Source organism: Sphingomonas sp. UYAg733, assembly GCF_054057355.1.
In genome coordinates, this window is record NZ_JBSRZE010000005.1 from 132173 (window position 1) to 147286 (window position 15114).

Consider the following 15114-nt stretch of genomic DNA (forward strand, 5'->3'; position numbering starts at 1 on the left):
CGTATCTTCCTCGTATCCGCGTCTGCGGACTTATGATTTACGCGTGCGGCGGATTTCTTCGCGGACATTATGGCCGAGCGCGTCGGCGACGAGCGCGGCCTGTTCCATCTGGTGACGCTTCATCAGGCCGGTCGCCGGCGATGCGGCAGCAGCGCGGCCGGCATAGCGTGGCCGTTGAACCCGTCCGGCGGCTTCGCCAAGGCACGCCTCGATGAACGGCTCGACGAACGACCAGCAGCCATTGTTCTTCGGCTCTTCCTGCGCCCAGACCACATCCTCGAGATTGGCCATCGCCTTTAGGCGCTTGACCAACGGTTCGCCTGGGAAGGGATAAAGCTGTTCGAGCCGGACGATCGCGGTGTCCTTGTCTCCCGCCGCGTCGCGTGCCTCGATCAGGTCATACGCGACCTTGCCGGTGCACAGCACGAGGCGCTTCACATCGGCGTCGGCCGGAGCCGAAGGATCGGACAACAGCCGCATGAAATGGCTATCGCCCTGAAAATCCGTCGCCTTCGACACCGCCATCTTGTGACGCAGCAGCGATTTCGGTGTGAAGACGATCAGCGGTTTCCGGAACGACCGGTGCATCTGCCGCCGCAACAGGTGGAAATAATTGGCCGGCGTGGTGCAATTCGCGACTTGCATATTGTCCTGCGCGCACAGTTGCAGGAAGCGCTCGGGACGTGCCGAGCTATGCTCCGGCCCCTGCCCTTCATAGCCATGCGGCAGCAGCAGCACGAGGCCATTGGCACGCAGCCATTTGGCCTCACCGGCAGCGATGAACTGATCGATCATGATCTGCGCGCCATTCATGAAGTCGCCGAACTGCGCCTCCCACAACACGAGTGTCTTGGGGTCGGCCAACGCATAGCCATATTCGAAGCCGAGCACGCCATATTCGCTCAGCGGTGAATCGAGGATCTCGACCCGGCCATGCTCGATCTGCGCGAGCGGCAGATATTTATGCTCGTCGGTCTGGTCGACCCATACGGCATGGCGCTGGCTGAACGTGCCACGGCCCGAATCCTGGCCCGACAGGCGCACGCCATAACCCTCCGACAGCAGCGAGCCGAAGGCTAATGCCTCGCCCGTCGCCCAGTCGAAATTGGCGCCCGATTTGAACATCTGGCGCTTGGCGTCGATCACGCGGCCGAGCGTCTTGTGGATCGTCAGGTCTTCCGGAACAGTGGTCAGCGTGCGCCCCAGCGAGTCGAACAGCTTGAGTTCGATGCCGGTTTCGAGATTGCGGCGCGCGCTCTCCGCATCGGCAGGCGCATGCAGCCCCGACCAGCGTCCGGCGAACCAGTCGGCCTTGTTCGGTTTATAGCTTGCGCCAGCCTCGAACTCGCCTTCGAGCAAGGTCGTGAACTGCTTGATATTGTCGTCGATCCACGCACGATCGATCACCTTCTGCTCGATCAACCGGTTGCCGTAGATCTCGCTGACCGGCGGATGCTGGCGGATCCGGTCGTACATCAACGGCTGCGTGAAGCTCGGCTCGTCGCCTTCATTGTGACCGAATCGGCGATAGCACCACATGTCGATCACGATATCGCGGCGGAACTTCTGGCGGAATTCGATCGCCATCTTGCAGGCGAACGTCACTGCCTCCGGATCATCGCCATTGACGTGGAAGATCGGCGCCTGGACGCCCTTCGCCACATCCGACGGATAAGGCGAGGAGCGCGCGAATTGCGGGCTGGTGGTGAAGCCGATCTGGTTGTTGATCACGAAATGTATGCAACCGCCGGTGTTGTAACCGCGAATGCCGGAGAAACCGAGGCACTCCCACACGATCCCCTGACCCGCGAACGCCGCGTCACCATGGATGAGGACGGGCAGCGACCCGGTATGATCCTTCAAATCGTCGGCAATGGTCTGGATCGCACGCGTCTTGCCGAGCACGACCGGGTCGGCGGCCTCCAGATGCGATGGATTGGCGACGAGCGACATATGCACGCTGATGCCGTCGAATTCACGGTCGGTGCTGGTGCCGAGATGGTATTTCACGTCGCCGGAGCCAGCCACGTCATCGGGATTGTCCGACCCGCCGCCGAATTCATGGAAGATTACCCGGAACGGCTTGGCCATCACGTTCGACAGCACGTTCAATCGGCCGCGATGCGCCATGCCATAGACGATCTCGCGGACGCCCATCTGGCCGCCATATTTGATGATCGATTCGAGCGCGGGGATCATGCTCTCGCCGCCATCGAGCCCGAAGCGCTTGGTCCCGACATATTTGCGGCCGAGGAATTTCTCCCACTGCTCGGCCTCGATCACCTTGTTGAGGATCGCCTTCTTGCCGAGCGGCGAAAACTCGATCGCCTTGTCCTTGCCTTCCATGCGGTCCTGCAGGAAGCGACGCTCATCGACATCGGCGATGTGCATATATTCGAGGCCGACATTGCCGCAGTAATTGGCGCGCAAGGTGCTGACGAGTTCGCGCACAGTGGCCCATTCCAGGCCGAGCGTGCCGCCCATATATACCGGCTTGTCGAGATCCGCGCCGGAAAAGCCATGATATTCGGGCGTCAGATCGGCGGGCAGCTCACGCTTGGACAGGCCAAGCGGGTCGAGGTTGGCAGCAAGATGGCCGCGTACGCGATAGGTGCGCACCAGCATCATCGCGCGGATCGCGTCGGCGGCCGCGCGCGTGACATCAACCTGCGGCGTCGCTTCGGTGGCGGCAACCGGCTTGGGCGCGGCGCCCTTGGTGGGCTTGGCCGCAGGCTCCATTTGCGTCGGATCAAGCGCGGCGGTCAGGTCGTCGGTCGTGCTTAGCGGCCAATTGGGCTGTTCCCAGCTTGGCCCCTGCGCCGACCCTTCCAGGCCTTCGAACCAGGCGCGCCACGACGGCTCGACGCTGTCGGGTGATGTCTTGTAGCGCGCATACAGCGTTTCGATGAACGCGGGGCTCACGCCGCCCGCGATCTCGCTGAAATCCTGGCCTTCATAGCCCATCGTCTTCGTCCTCTTTTCCCTCTCCCCTTGTGGGAGAGGGAGGGGCCCATCGCGAAGCGATGGGAGGGTGAGGGGGACATTCAAACGCCTGTCCCCGTGGCTCCCCCTCATCCGGCCCTTCGGGCCACCTTCTCCCACAAGGGGAGAAGGAAAGTAGTTAACCGTTCAGTACCGCGAGCAAGGTCGTGCCGAGCTCCGAGGGGCTGTCCGCCACCCGGATACCGGCGGCTTCCATCGCCGCAATCTTGTCTTCCGCGCCGCCCTGACCGCCCGAGACGATCGCTCCGGCGTGACCCATGCGACGACCCGGAGGCGCCGTACGGCCCGCGATGAAACCGGCCATCGGCTTTTTGCGGCCGCGCTTCGCTTCGTCGAGCAGGAATTGCGCCGCTTCCTCTTCCGCCGCGCCTCCGATTTCGCCGATCATGATGATCGATTTGGTCGCTTCATCGGCGAGGAACAGCTCAAGCACGTCGATGAAGTTCGTGCCGTTGACCGGATCCCCGCCGATGCCGACGGCGGTAGTCTGGCCAAGCCCTGCATTGGTCGTCTGGAACACGGCTTCATAGGTAAGCGTGCCGGACCGGCTTACAACGCCAACCGAGCCCTGCTTGAAGATGCTGCCGGGCATGATGCCGATCTTGCATTGGTTGGGGGTCAGTACGCCGGGGCAGTTCGGGCCGATCAGGCGCGACTTCGAACCCGAGAGGGCGCGCTTGACCTTGACCATGTCGAGCACCGGAACGCCTTCGGTGATGCACACGATCAGCGGCACTTCGGCGTCGATCGCCTCGAGGATCGAATCCGCGGCGAAGGGCGGCGGAACATAGATGACGCTGGCGGTCGCGCCGGTCGCCTGAACCGCCTCGTGCACGGTGTTGAAATTCGGCAGGCCGAGATGCGTCGTACCGCCCTTACCCGGCGTCACGCCGCCGACCATCTGCGTGCCGTAAGCCAGCGCCGCTTCGGTGTGGAAGCTGCCGGTCTTGCCGGTCATCCCCTGAGTGATAACCTTGGTGTTCTTGTCGACGAGGATGCTCATTATATCTCCAATTCTACTCGTACAGAGCAGCCATCGTTGTGTAACGGTTTGTGCTCGTTGTGGGCCACGCACTGCGGGTTATAATCCGTGCGTCCACCTTGCGCCCATCAGCAACCTTACCGCTAGCGCGATAATATCCCGGTAGGTCCGTCTCGCGGCCGCTCAAGCCATTGGCCTTCATTCGTTCACGAAAGAGGTCGAAATATGGGAAGATCGTGCCCTCGTTTTCTTCAGTCCTCAGGAAACACTGGATACCAGATTTCTTGAATCCCAATCGCCTAATAACGATCAACTGAAACGGCTTGCCGTCGATAGTAAGCGACCAAGACTGGTTCTCACCCAAGTCTTTAACGACAAAGTCCGACGGTAGCGCCGTTTCCCGCAAGGAAGAATCCTTCGACAGTCCGGCTGTAATTTCGGAGACCGTATATGGCTGCGAGAAACAATATTTTTCAAACGCCGCCACTACCGCAGTTCCCGATCCTCGCTCACCCTCTTGAGCAAGCGCGCCAGTACCTGCAGCTAGAAGGAAGATCGGAATGAGAGAAGCAAGCGCGCGCCTCCCTAACGTCCGAGTGATCATGCCAGGCTGCCGTCGATCGCCTTACACGCCACAAGCAGTTCCTTGACCGCCTCGACCGACACGGCAAGGTTGGCCTTGGCCTCGTCGTCCAGCGCGATCTGGACGATCTGCTCGACGCCGCCTGCACCGATCACCACCGGCACGCCGACATAGAGATTGTTCACGCCATATTCGCCCTGCACATGCACCGCCGCCGGCAGGACGCGCTTCTGGTCGTAGAGATAGGCCTCGGCCATCGCGATGCCGCTGGTCGCTGGGGCGTAATAGGCCGAACCGGTCTTGAGCAGCGCGACGATCTCGCCGCCGCCCGAACGGGTGCGCTGGACGATCGCGTCGATCTTCTCCTGGGTCGTCCGGCCCATCTTGATCAGGTCGGGCACCGGAATGCCCGAGACGGTCGAATAGGAGATGACCGGGACCATCGTGTCGCCATGGCCGCCGAGCACGAACGAGGTGACGTCCTTGATCGAAACCTTGAATTCATCAGCGAGGAAATGGCTGAAGCGTGAGCTGTCGAGCACGCCGGCCATGCCGACGACCATGTGATGCGGCAGGCCGGAGAACTCGCGCAGCGCCCACACCATCGCGTCGAGCGGGTTGGTGATGCAGATCACGAATGCGTTCGGCGCGTTGGCCGCGATACCCTCGCCGACCGCCTTCATCACTTTCAAATTGATGCCGAGCAGATCGTCTCGGCTCATCCCCGGCTTGCGCGCGATACCGGCGGTGACGATAATCACGTCGGCGCCGGCGATGTCGGCATAATCATTCGATCCGGTGATCATGGCGTCGAAGCCTTCGACCGGGCCGCACTGCGAAAGATCGAGCGCCTTGCCCTGCGGCACACCTTCGACCACGTCGAACAGGACGATATCGCCAAGCCCCTTCAGGGCCGCGAGATGGGCGAGCGTGCCGCCGATGTTACCGGCGCCGATCAGCGCGATCTTCTTGCGGGCCATGATGTTCCTTTACCGGAAATAAGTGCCGCAAACGCGACGGGTTCAGTGTGCCGCGAAAAGCGGCTGGCGCGACGCGACTTAGGCGCGTTTTGACGTCGGGGCAACCGGTAAAGGCGCCTCATTCTCGCCTCATGATGCAACTCATTCGCAATTGCAGTAATGTGCTTACATCCGCTCGATATCGACATAGCGGCGCTCGCCCGTCGCGTCGTTATACCAGACCGCAACCGGCCGCCCGCTATCGTCATCAATGAACCGTTCACTCGTCTCCCGCCAGTTCCCGTCAGCCGGCCGGGCTTGTATCGCGCCATAGCGCGACCGCTCGAACCCAATGCCTGCGAGCGTCAGCCCGACGATCAGCGCGATCGGCCATGCCGCCGGATCGATAAAAGCCGCGATCAACGCGATCGTGAACACCAGCGCCGCGATCACCAGCACCATTGTCCGCAGCATCATTCGGGTGCCGGATCGAGGATGACGGCGGTGCCATATGCGACCACCTCATTCATCGCCTGGGCGATCTCTCCGGAATCGAAGCGCATCATCACCACCGCATTGGCGCCCATCAACGCGGCGTTCTGCACCAACCGGTCGATTGCATGGCGGCGCGTTTCCTCGACCAGCTTGGTATATTCGGGAATCTCGCCACCAACGATCGAGCGCAGGCTGGCGGTGATATTGCCGCCGATACCCCGGCTGCGCACGACAACGCCAAAGACCTGACCAAGTACCGCCTTCACATTATGGCCGGGCACGTTTTCGGTAGTGGTGACGAGCATCGAGTCCCTCCTAAAATGATGTGCCAGCATAGAAGATTTCGCGCGCGCAATACACTCGATCTTAAACCGATTGCCGGCATGCCAACGCCATGGCCGGACCGAAACCCCGCACGATTATCGCACTTGATCTGCTGCGCTTCGCCAGCGCGCTGATGGTCGTTGCCTTTCATTTCGGCAGTGCCTTCGCGCTCGCACCGAGTTCGACCGGCGCGGAAATGCTCGCCGGCCTGCGGCTATCGACCGCCGGAGTCGGCGCGACTTGGTTCGGCTGGGTCGGGGTCGAACTGTTCTTCGTTATATCGGGCTTTGTGATCGCAATGTCGGCGCAAGGGGCGAGCACCGCCGACTTCCTGCGCCGCCGCGCATTGCGCCTGTTGCCCGCCGCATGGATTTGTGCGACTGTGACACTTGGGGTGCTGTGGCTCGCCGCACCCTCCCCCTTCCTGCCGCGGCAATGGCTGGTTTCGATTGGCTGCTGGCCGATCGGTGTCGGTATCGATCCTTCCTATTGGACGCTCGGCATCGAACTGGCCTTTTACCTGCTGATCGCAACCGGCCTGGGCCGGGCCGGTACGCTCCGAGGAATCGAGCGCCGCGCGCTTTGGATCGGGGCGCTCAGCACGGCCTTCTGGCTCTTCGCGCGACTCGCCGACTGGAACGCGCCGCAGATGATGGATTACCGTCCGTTCCAGCTCGCCATGCTGCCGCATGGTTGTTTCTTCGCGCTCGGTGTGCTCGCCTGGGCGATGCTCCACGACCGGGTGAGCGGCCATAGGATGGTGCTGTTCACGCTGCTCACCGCGACCGCGTTCGCGGAGGTCGCGGGACGGACGGTCGAACGGACCCAGGCGCTCGGCATCGAGGTCGGGCCGGTACTTCCGATCGCAGTGTTCGCCACAGGGCTGATCGTCGTGCTGGGCTCGATCAGATTGCAGCCAATCCTCGAAAAACTGATCGACGCCCGACTTGCTATGACCTTGGGTTTGATGACCTATCCGCTCTATCTGATCCATCAGGAGGCCGGCGCGGCGCTGATCGCCGCATTGATGCACGCCGGAGTGCCGATGGCCCCGGCGTTCGCCGCGACGCTTGTACTGGCGATGGGCTTCTCCTGGTGGGTCGCGCGCCGCGCCGAACCCATGGTCAAAGGCGCGATCGCACGGGCGCTCGACACGGCCGTTACGGCCATTGCGACTGGCCGGAATGCCGCCGCTATGCGGCGCCAGACGCCGCTTTGACAGCCCGGCCGCCGGAAGCGCCGGGCGCTATGCCGCGCCGTGCCCCGCCGCCAAATATTCCTCCGAGCGCATCTCCTCCAGCCGGCTGACGGTGCGGTCGAATTCGAAGCGGCCATCGCCTTTCTCATAAAGCTGATCGGGCTCGGCATCGGCCGCCGCGAGCAATTTGACCTTGTGTTCGTATAGCGCGTCGATCAGCGCGACAAAGCGCGCCGCCTCGTTGCGGCTTTCCGGGCCGAGCTTGGGGATGCCGACCAGGATGACGGTGTGGAATTTCCGCGCCACCGCGAGATAATCGGCGGCGCCCCGTGCTTCGCCGCAGAGCTTCTTGAACGCGAACACCGCGACGCCCTTCAGGCTTTTCGGCACATGCAAGGTACGCCCGCCCTGCACTGCGATATCCTCGGCCGGCACATGATCGCGATCCTCCGGCGGATAATCGGTCAGGCGGAAGAATGCGGCGGAAAGCTGCGCGGTCGCCTCCGCGCCGTTGGGGACAAGCCAGGTCTCCTGCGACCCAAGACGGTCGCGGCGATAATCGACCGGGCCGTTGAGCGCGAGCACGTCGAGCTTGGTCTGGATGAGATCGATAAAGGGCAGGAAATGCTCGCGGTTAAGGCCGTCCTTGTACAGGTCGGTCGGCACCCGGTTCGATGTCGTGACCATTGTCACGCCGCGCGCGAGCAATTCGGTGAACAGCCGCGACAGGATCATCGCATCGGGGCTGTTGTTGACGATCATCTCGTCGAACGCGAGGCAACGCGTCTCCTCCGCGATCGCCAATGCAACGGGAAGGACCGGATCACCCTTCTCCTTGGCCCGCTCGACGCCAAGGCGCTGATGCACTTCGAGCATGAATTCCTGGAAATGAACGCGGCGTTTTCGGCGAATGTCGAGCGCGTGGAAGAACAGGTCCATCAGCATCGATTTGCCGCGCCCGACCCCCCCCCAGAGATAGATGCCGCGTGGCGCCTCGGGCTTTTTGCCGAGTGCGCGCCACAATGTGCTGCCGCGTTTCGGCGTCGCCTCGAGTTCAGCGGCGAGGATGTCGAGTCGGCGCGCGGCATCGGCCTGTGCCGGATCGACTTGCAATTCGCCGGCCGCCACCAGCGCCTGATAAGCGACAAGGACTTTACTCATAGAAGGTTGGCTGGGTTCATAAGAGATTGGCGGGCGGAGTCGATTTGCGCAGCGTGCCGGTGAAGCTGGCAATGGTCGGTTCGCCCTCCTGTACGATCAGGCCGCGCAGAAACAGCATCCGGCCGGTTTCACGCAACAGTTCGATATGCGCCTCGATCGGCGCGCCGACGCGTGCGCCGCCGATGAACTGCGCCGACAGATCGAGCGTCACCGCGCCGCCCGCGCTCAACACACCGAACCCGCGGCTGGCGGCGAACAGCGCAACGTCCATGAAACCGAGCAACGCGCCGCCATGGACATTGTCGCGCATATTCGAATGCCGGTGCTCGGGCATCATGCGCACCCGCGCGATGCCGCCCTCCACCTTGACCTGCAACGGCTCGATGAAGCCGTTGAATCGGGTCGGATCGCGAAACCGCCAGCTCTTCCAGCCGGGCTCGCTCGGGTCGTCTTCGTAACTGAACGGCGGACTGACGATCTCGGTCACGGGACCTATATTACCCGCTCGACTTCCATCTTCTTGATCTCAGCGATCGCCTTGGCCGGGTTCAAACCCTTGGGGCAGACATTCGCGCAGTTCATGATCGTGTGGCAGCGATAGAGGCGGAATGGATCTTCCAACTCGTCGAGCCGCTCACCGGTCATCTCGTCACGGCTGTCGGCGAGCCAGCGATAGGCCTGTAACAGGATCGCCGGACCGAGGAACTTGTCGCTGTTCCACCAATAGCTCGGGCACGAGGTCGAGCAGCAGGCGCACAGGATGCACTCGTACAGCCCGTCGAGCTTTTCGCGATCGGCCGGCGATTGCAGGCGCTCCTTGCCCGAGGGCGGCGGCGTGACGGTCTGCAGCCATGGTTTGATCGACGCATATTGCGCGTAGAAATGGGTGAAGTCGGGGACCAGGTCCTTGATCACTTCCATGTGCGGCAGCGGCGTGATCGTCACATCGCCCTTCACATCCTCGATCGCGGTAGTGCAGGCGAGGCCATTCTTGCCGTCGATATTCATCGAGCACGACCCGCAGATACCCTCGCGGCACGAACGACGGAAAGTCAGCGAGCTGTCCTGTTCCGACTTCATCTTGATCAGCGCGTCGAGCACCATCGGACCGCAACTATCGAGGTCGACCTGGAATGTATCGTAGCGCGGGTTTTCGCCGCTATCGGGATCGTAGCGATAGACTTTGAAATTCTTGACCGTCTTCGCGTCCGCAGGCGCCTTGTGAACCGTGCCGTTCTTCTTGATCTTGCTGTTCTTGGGCAGCGCAAATTCGGCCATCGCTTCAACGTCCCATCGCTTGTCGCGGGCGCCGTACCGCTCATGCCGGCACCCCGTGTCGGCATGCCGATACATGAGGTGGGGCGGGGCCGCAAACCCTAGGTCACGGCCCCGTCACACTTTCTTCAGGACGCCTGATCGATCAGCCGTCGCGCGCTGCTCCAATCCAGTCCGCGCGTGAGATACATCACCGCCGCCAGCGCCGCGAAGAGCAGCAACGAGCCGATCAGCAAGGAATAGGCCTCCAGGCTGAGCAGGATGTACAGCACGCCGTACAGCGCGGTGAGCAGCCCGGCGATATAGGCTCCGCGCCGCCAGCTGCCGAGCACTGCCGAGGAATAGGCGGTGAGCAGGCCGATGATCGCACCCGCAGCCAGGACATAGGCAAGCGAGAACCCGACCACCTCGGCAAAGGCGAGCAACATGACGAAGAACAGCACCAGCCCCGCGCCGACCAGCAGATATTCGACCGCGGTGACGCGCACGCCGCCGATCACATCGAACATCAGGAAAGCGATGAAAGTGAAGCCGATGAACAGGAAGCCGTATTTCACGCTGCGATTGACCTGGCTGTAGAGATCGACCGGCGTGACGAGATCGACTCGCGCCTCGTAATCCCCCGCAGCCTGGCGCAACGACACGGTGCCGCGTTCATAGGGCTTCTGAACGACCTCCGCCTTGATCTGTTCGCCAGCGACGAGCGCGCTGCTGAGCGCGAGGTTGCCGACGCGCCAGGTCGCGGTGAAGCCGCTGTCCTTGACCTCATGCGTGGTCGGCAGAAAACCGCCGGTGAAGCTGGGATGCGGCCATTTCGAGTTGACCGTCCAGCGCGTGTCGCCGGCTTGCGGCTGCAAGGCCAGCCAGCCATTGCCGCGAAAGGCGTAATCGAAGCTGACCGCGATCGCCCGCTCGCGCAGCGGTGCCGCGTCGAGCCGGGTGAAGAAACCCGAGCCATTGGTTTCGGACGGGCCGTTGCCCGGCTGAAGCGACAAGCGCTTGCCATCGACGGTCACCGAAGGCGGCGGCCCGAAAAGGCCGCGCGCATCACGCAAGCCGAAGCGCAACTCGGCGCGATCGAACGCGAGCTGGTCGATCGTGACACCGAAGCGCTGCAGATCGGCGGGCAACGCGAACTTCGCATAGCCCGTATTGCGCGCCTCATAGACCACCGCGTCATAGATCGAGCGATGGCGTCGTTCGGGCTTCAACTCCGACTTGATGTCCGCGACGCTCGGCGAAACGGTCAGTTCACGCCAGACGGTATTGGTCCTCACGGTCTGCTTGCCGCCTTCATTGACGGTCTCGCTGACCTGCTCGCTATAGGGAATGATCAGCACCGGACCGGCAATGGTCTGCGGCCCGCCCCACCCGTCGGCGATCGAGGACCGCGCGGTCTCCGATTGCGATTGCCGGTCATAGACCAGCAGATAAATAGCGAAGAGCGGAATCGCGAGCAGCGCCCCGACCAGGATCGCGAACAGCAGCTTGCGTCCCGGCGGACGTTCGGCGACGACATAACCCGACATGATCAACTCCCTCTGTTGGAGGGTCCGCGATAGGATGCGGTCCGGCCAGGGGCCAAAGTTGATCGAGTGAAAGCTTCGTGCAGAAACTGTGCAGGCCGCCCCGCGTTAAGGCGCCTTTGCTCCACCCGATGCCGCGATCCAGGCGTCGATCTTCTTTTCCAGCACCGGCATCGGCAACGCGCCGGTGTCGAGCACTTGCGCATGGAAGGCACGCGGATCGAACTTGTCGCCGAGCGCCGCCCTGGCCTTCGCCTTGGTGCGGCTGATCGTCAGTTGGCCGATCTTGTAAGCCAGCGCCTGACCCGGAATGGCGATATAGCGCTCGACCTCGGCGGTCGCATCGGTCCGCGCCATCGGCGAGTTGGCGAGCATATAGTCGATCGACTGTTCGCGGCTCCAACCCTTGGCATGAATGCCGGTATCGACGACCAGGCGCATCGCGCGCAGCATCTCGTCGTTCAGCCCGCCCATGCGCTGATACGGGTCGGTCTCCATGCCGAGCTCGGACCACAGCGTCTCGGCATACAGGCCCCAGCCTTCGGCATAAGCGGTATTGCCGCCAAAGCGCATGAAGGCGGGCAGCGCGGCATTCTCCTGCGCCAGGCTGATCTGGAAATGATGCCCCGGTTCCGCCTCGTGCAGATAAAGCGTCTCCATCTCCCACATGTAGCGCGAGGGAAGATCATAAGTGTTGTAATAGAACACGCCGGGCCGCGTCCCGTCCGGCGTACCGCCCTGATAGGAGCCGCCCGCGTCGGTCTTTTCCTTGTAAGCCGGGACTGGTCGGATTTCGAGCGGGGTCTTGGGCAGGAGCGAGAATTGCTCCTTGATCCGTGCCTCGATGCGCTTGCCGATCGCGCGATAGCCGTCGCGCAACTGGTCGGCCGATTTGGGCGCGAATTTCGGATCGGTGCGCAGGAAGGTGAAGAATTCGGGCAAGCTGCCCTTGAAGCCGACCGCCGCCTTCTGCACCTCCATCCCCTTCAGGATGCGCGCGACCTCGGACAGGCCGAGCTGGTGCACTTCCTCGGCCTTGAGCGGCAGGGTCGTGTTCGATTCGATCAGATAGGCATAAAGCTTGTCGCCCCCGGGCATGCCGGACAGGCCGACGCTGTCGCGCGCTGCGGCGAGATAGGTATTGGCCAGGAAATCGCGCATCCGCTTATGCGCCGGCAACAGGACGTCGCGGATCTGCGTCGTATAGGCGGCACGCAGCCGCGTCTGATCCGCGGCGGGAATGCCCGCCGGAAAGGTCTTGACCGGCCCGTAGAATGCCGAGGTCTCGACGCCCTGTGCGAGGATATTATCGAACTGCTCGGTCATGTTGCGTACGGTCAGCTTGGGCTGGACCACGCCGGCCTTCATGCCTTCGCGGAAGCGCACGATCGCCGCGTCGAGCAATGCGGCATATTCGACTCCGCGCTTCAGGTTATTCTCGTAATCCGTCACCGTCTTGAACGGCGCGCCGCCCTGACCGGATACGAAATCGGGATAGAATGTCTGGAAACCGCTGAAATGGTCGATCGGTCGAACGATGGTCAGCGCAACGATCTCCGGGCTCAGGCCGCGCAAGCCGATCTCGGCCGAATGGCGGAACACGTCATAAGCAATCTGGTCGACATGGGTCAGTTTGCCGCGATCGATCTTGTCGAGCGCGCGGAGATCAGCTTCCCCCGCGCTGCGCTCTCCAGCAATATAGGCATCCGACAGAAAATCGCCCAAGCGGTCGGCATACCGTAAATCACCGCGAAAGATGCCCGAAAGCGGATTGCGCTTCAGCGATGCTTCGTCGCTGTCATAGAATAGTTGCTTGAGCTTCGCGTCCTCCGCGCCGTCGCCGGCGATCGGCGTGGGCGGCGGCAGCGCTTGCGAAAAAGCCGGTGTGGCAGCGGCGGCACAGAGCAGGGCGGCGGTCAGCAGTTTGAAACGCAAGGCTGTTTCCTCGGATCGATTGATGCACTGTCTTATGGCGCTAAAGCGCTTGCGACAAGCGTCAGATCACATCGAGTACCAGGCCCAACTCGCGTGCTTCCTCCGCCTCGATATACCAGTTCGACGGCGCTTTTTCGCGCAAATCCTCGAACTCCACCCGGCTGTTCTTGACGATGTCGCGAAATCCTTCTTCCTCGATCAGGATCGAATGCTCTACTTCATGAAGCGCCGCCTTGATCGATGCGACGACCATGCGCAGCGGCCCGTTGAGGTTGATCGTCTTCGAGATAGTGCGTTCATGAATCATCAGTCGCGTGTGGCGCGTCAGGAAGCGGCGATCGACCGGAAAAGCGGCCATGAAGGTCGCGCCGGCAGAATAGACCGCAACCTTGCCGAGGAACAGGATCTCGCGCCCGTCATGATCCTCGAGCAGGCGGATATCGTCGGCCATGGTGCGGGCGACCTCAGGGTCGCCGCCCAGCGTGGTCAGCGCAATGACCAGTGCGCCGTCTTTCGGGCAGGCATCGAGCTGCTGGCGGAAGCTCTGATACATGAACTGGTCGACCGGGCCGGACAGACGGATGTGCGGCTTGGCCAGCAGCGGGTATTTGGTGTCGTTACGCATGTGGGCCGAACAAGTCGGAGCTTCTGGTGTTCCCGCGCAAAGGGAATTCTTCACGGCAGTCCACCCCTGCTGTGCCGAAGCCGCTGCCCGCTCACGCGTCCGTCAGCACACCTCTGCGGTATAAGCGGGCAGCGGCCCCGGCGGCACCCGCGCCGCCGAGAGGTAGAAACTGTCTGCGCTCAGATGATGGTTCGTACCATAGGCGGCCGCCAGTACATCGTGCAGCGCCGAATCATACGCAGCGAGGTCAGTGTCCGACAATACGACCCGCCCGCCAAAGGTCGCCACCTTGTTCGAATTAAACCAGAATTGTGTGCCCTCCGCCCAATATTCGTCGATATTGACCGCGGTGTATTCGCCCTTCCACAAACCCTGCTTCAGCGCTTCGGCATAAGCCTGCTCGACCCTCGCATAGAGCTCCGGATCAGCGGTGTGGATCGCCGCGAGGATGTTGTGCGAGAATTCATGGACGAAGATGTTTTCGCCATAATAACGCGAGTTCTTCCAGCCGAGCAGGTTCTCGACCGTACCGGTGGTCAATACCCCGGCCATGCCGCGCGCCCGGCTGTTCCAGTAATCGCGGTCGGTCATGCTGCCGATGCGTTCGTCATAGTGCTTGGCCTCGCAAAAGGTCAGTCGCGGGTCGCCACGCACCGGTTTTTTCCAGTCGCGCTGTTCGGGAATATCGACCGTACCCTCGTCGGCGGCCATGATCGCTACGCGCTGTCCTCGCGCGATCAGTGCCCGGTTCAAATCGGGCCGCGCGGCGAGCATCGCCAAAACGATATTGCGCGCCTTCAGCAGCGCTTCGCCGGAAACTTTTTTCGACGACACGATCGGAATGCCGTTGGCATCGACATAACGCTGGTAGAATGGGTCGAGATGGAGCGTTGTCGGGGGCTTGCCGCTTGTAGCAGAGGACGAAGCCGGGGCCAGCAATAACAAGGCGAATGCGAGTTCAAACCGAGCCATCGCCGCTTTCTCCCGATCTCCTTACGATGGTTTCAACCGTCGCATGGATCATTCCGCCAGAGCTTTATATTCGTTG

The 15114-nt window shown here is 62.2% G+C and carries 14 protein-coding genes; 1 reads left to right on the forward strand and 13 read right to left on the reverse strand.

Annotated elements, in window-relative coordinates; translation table 11 throughout:
• Positions 1 to 30: 30 nt before the first annotated feature.
• From ACVWZA_RS11195 to ACVWZA_RS11220, 6 genes are all read right to left on the reverse strand, one after another.
• Positions 31 to 2964, reverse strand: a complete 2934-nt coding sequence (locus ACVWZA_RS11195; protein WP_457311277.1) for a 2-oxoglutarate dehydrogenase E1 component — start codon at positions 2962 to 2964, stop codon at positions 31 to 33.
• Between the two features lie 157 nt (positions 2965 to 3121).
• Positions 3122 to 4006 (reverse strand): succinate--CoA ligase subunit alpha, encoded by an 885-nt coding sequence (gene sucD / locus ACVWZA_RS11200; protein WP_457311278.1) that lies wholly within the window; start codon positions 4004 to 4006, stop codon positions 3122 to 3124.
• A gap of 13 nt (positions 4007 to 4019) precedes the next feature.
• The gene (locus tag ACVWZA_RS11205; RefSeq protein WP_457311279.1) at positions 4020 to 4589 is read right to left on the reverse strand and encodes a hypothetical protein; all 570 of its coding nucleotides are present in this window, start codon (positions 4587 to 4589) and stop codon (positions 4020 to 4022) included.
• Complete coding sequence (gene mdh, locus ACVWZA_RS11210) at positions 4586 to 5548, reverse strand: malate dehydrogenase (protein ID WP_457311280.1); 963 nt, start codon at positions 5546 to 5548, stop codon at positions 4586 to 4588. The genes ACVWZA_RS11205 and mdh overlap by 4 nt, the downstream gene beginning before the upstream one ends.
• A gap of 165 nt (positions 5549 to 5713) precedes the next feature.
• Positions 5714 to 6004 carry a hypothetical protein gene (locus tag ACVWZA_RS11215; RefSeq protein ID WP_457311281.1) on the reverse strand — a complete coding sequence of 97 codons (291 nt, stop codon included), beginning with the start codon at positions 6002 to 6004 and terminating at the stop codon, positions 5714 to 5716.
• Positions 6001 to 6327: a YbjQ family protein gene (locus ACVWZA_RS11220; protein WP_457311282.1), complete on the reverse strand. Its 327-nt coding sequence runs from the start codon at positions 6325 to 6327 to the stop codon at positions 6001 to 6003. The genes ACVWZA_RS11215 and ACVWZA_RS11220 overlap by 4 nt, the downstream gene beginning before the upstream one ends.
• A gap of 89 nt (positions 6328 to 6416) precedes the next feature.
• On the opposite strand from ACVWZA_RS11220, the gene ACVWZA_RS11225 reads away from it, so the two are divergent.
• Positions 6417 to 7565, forward strand: a complete 1149-nt coding sequence (locus ACVWZA_RS11225) for an acyltransferase family protein (RefSeq protein ID WP_457311283.1) — start codon at positions 6417 to 6419, stop codon at positions 7563 to 7565.
• A 27-nt stretch (positions 7566 to 7592) separates the two neighbouring features.
• On the opposite strand, the gene zapE is transcribed toward ACVWZA_RS11225, so the two are convergent.
• The 7 genes from zapE to ACVWZA_RS11260 form a co-directional block, all read right to left on the reverse strand.
• The gene (gene zapE, locus ACVWZA_RS11230) at positions 7593 to 8705 is read right to left on the reverse strand and encodes a cell division protein ZapE (RefSeq protein WP_457311284.1); all 1113 of its coding nucleotides are present in this window, start codon (positions 8703 to 8705) and stop codon (positions 7593 to 7595) included.
• A gap of 16 nt (positions 8706 to 8721) precedes the next feature.
• Positions 8722 to 9192 (reverse strand): PaaI family thioesterase, encoded by a 471-nt coding sequence (locus ACVWZA_RS11235; protein ID WP_457311285.1) that lies wholly within the window; start codon positions 9190 to 9192, stop codon positions 8722 to 8724.
• A 5-nt stretch (positions 9193 to 9197) separates the two neighbouring features.
• Positions 9198 to 9983, reverse strand: a complete 786-nt coding sequence (locus ACVWZA_RS11240) for a succinate dehydrogenase iron-sulfur subunit (RefSeq protein ID WP_457311286.1) — start codon at positions 9981 to 9983, stop codon at positions 9198 to 9200.
• Between the two features lie 125 nt (positions 9984 to 10108).
• The gene (gene creD / locus ACVWZA_RS11245) at positions 10109 to 11509 is read right to left on the reverse strand and encodes a cell envelope integrity protein CreD (protein ID WP_457311287.1); all 1401 of its coding nucleotides are present in this window, start codon (positions 11507 to 11509) and stop codon (positions 10109 to 10111) included.
• A gap of 105 nt (positions 11510 to 11614) precedes the next feature.
• A complete protein-coding gene (locus ACVWZA_RS11250; protein ID WP_457311288.1) occupies positions 11615 to 13441 on the reverse strand; it encodes a DUF885 domain-containing protein in 1827 nt (608 codons plus the stop codon).
• Positions 13442 to 13502: 61 nt separating this feature from the next.
• Positions 13503 to 14066: a ClpP family protease gene (locus ACVWZA_RS11255; RefSeq protein WP_457311289.1), complete on the reverse strand. Its 564-nt coding sequence runs from the start codon at positions 14064 to 14066 to the stop codon at positions 13503 to 13505.
• Between the two features lie 102 nt (positions 14067 to 14168).
• Entirely contained in the window at positions 14169 to 15038 is an 870-nt protein-coding gene (locus tag ACVWZA_RS11260) for a glycoside hydrolase (RefSeq protein WP_457311290.1), read from the reverse strand.
• Positions 15039 to 15114: the final 76 nt, after the last annotated feature.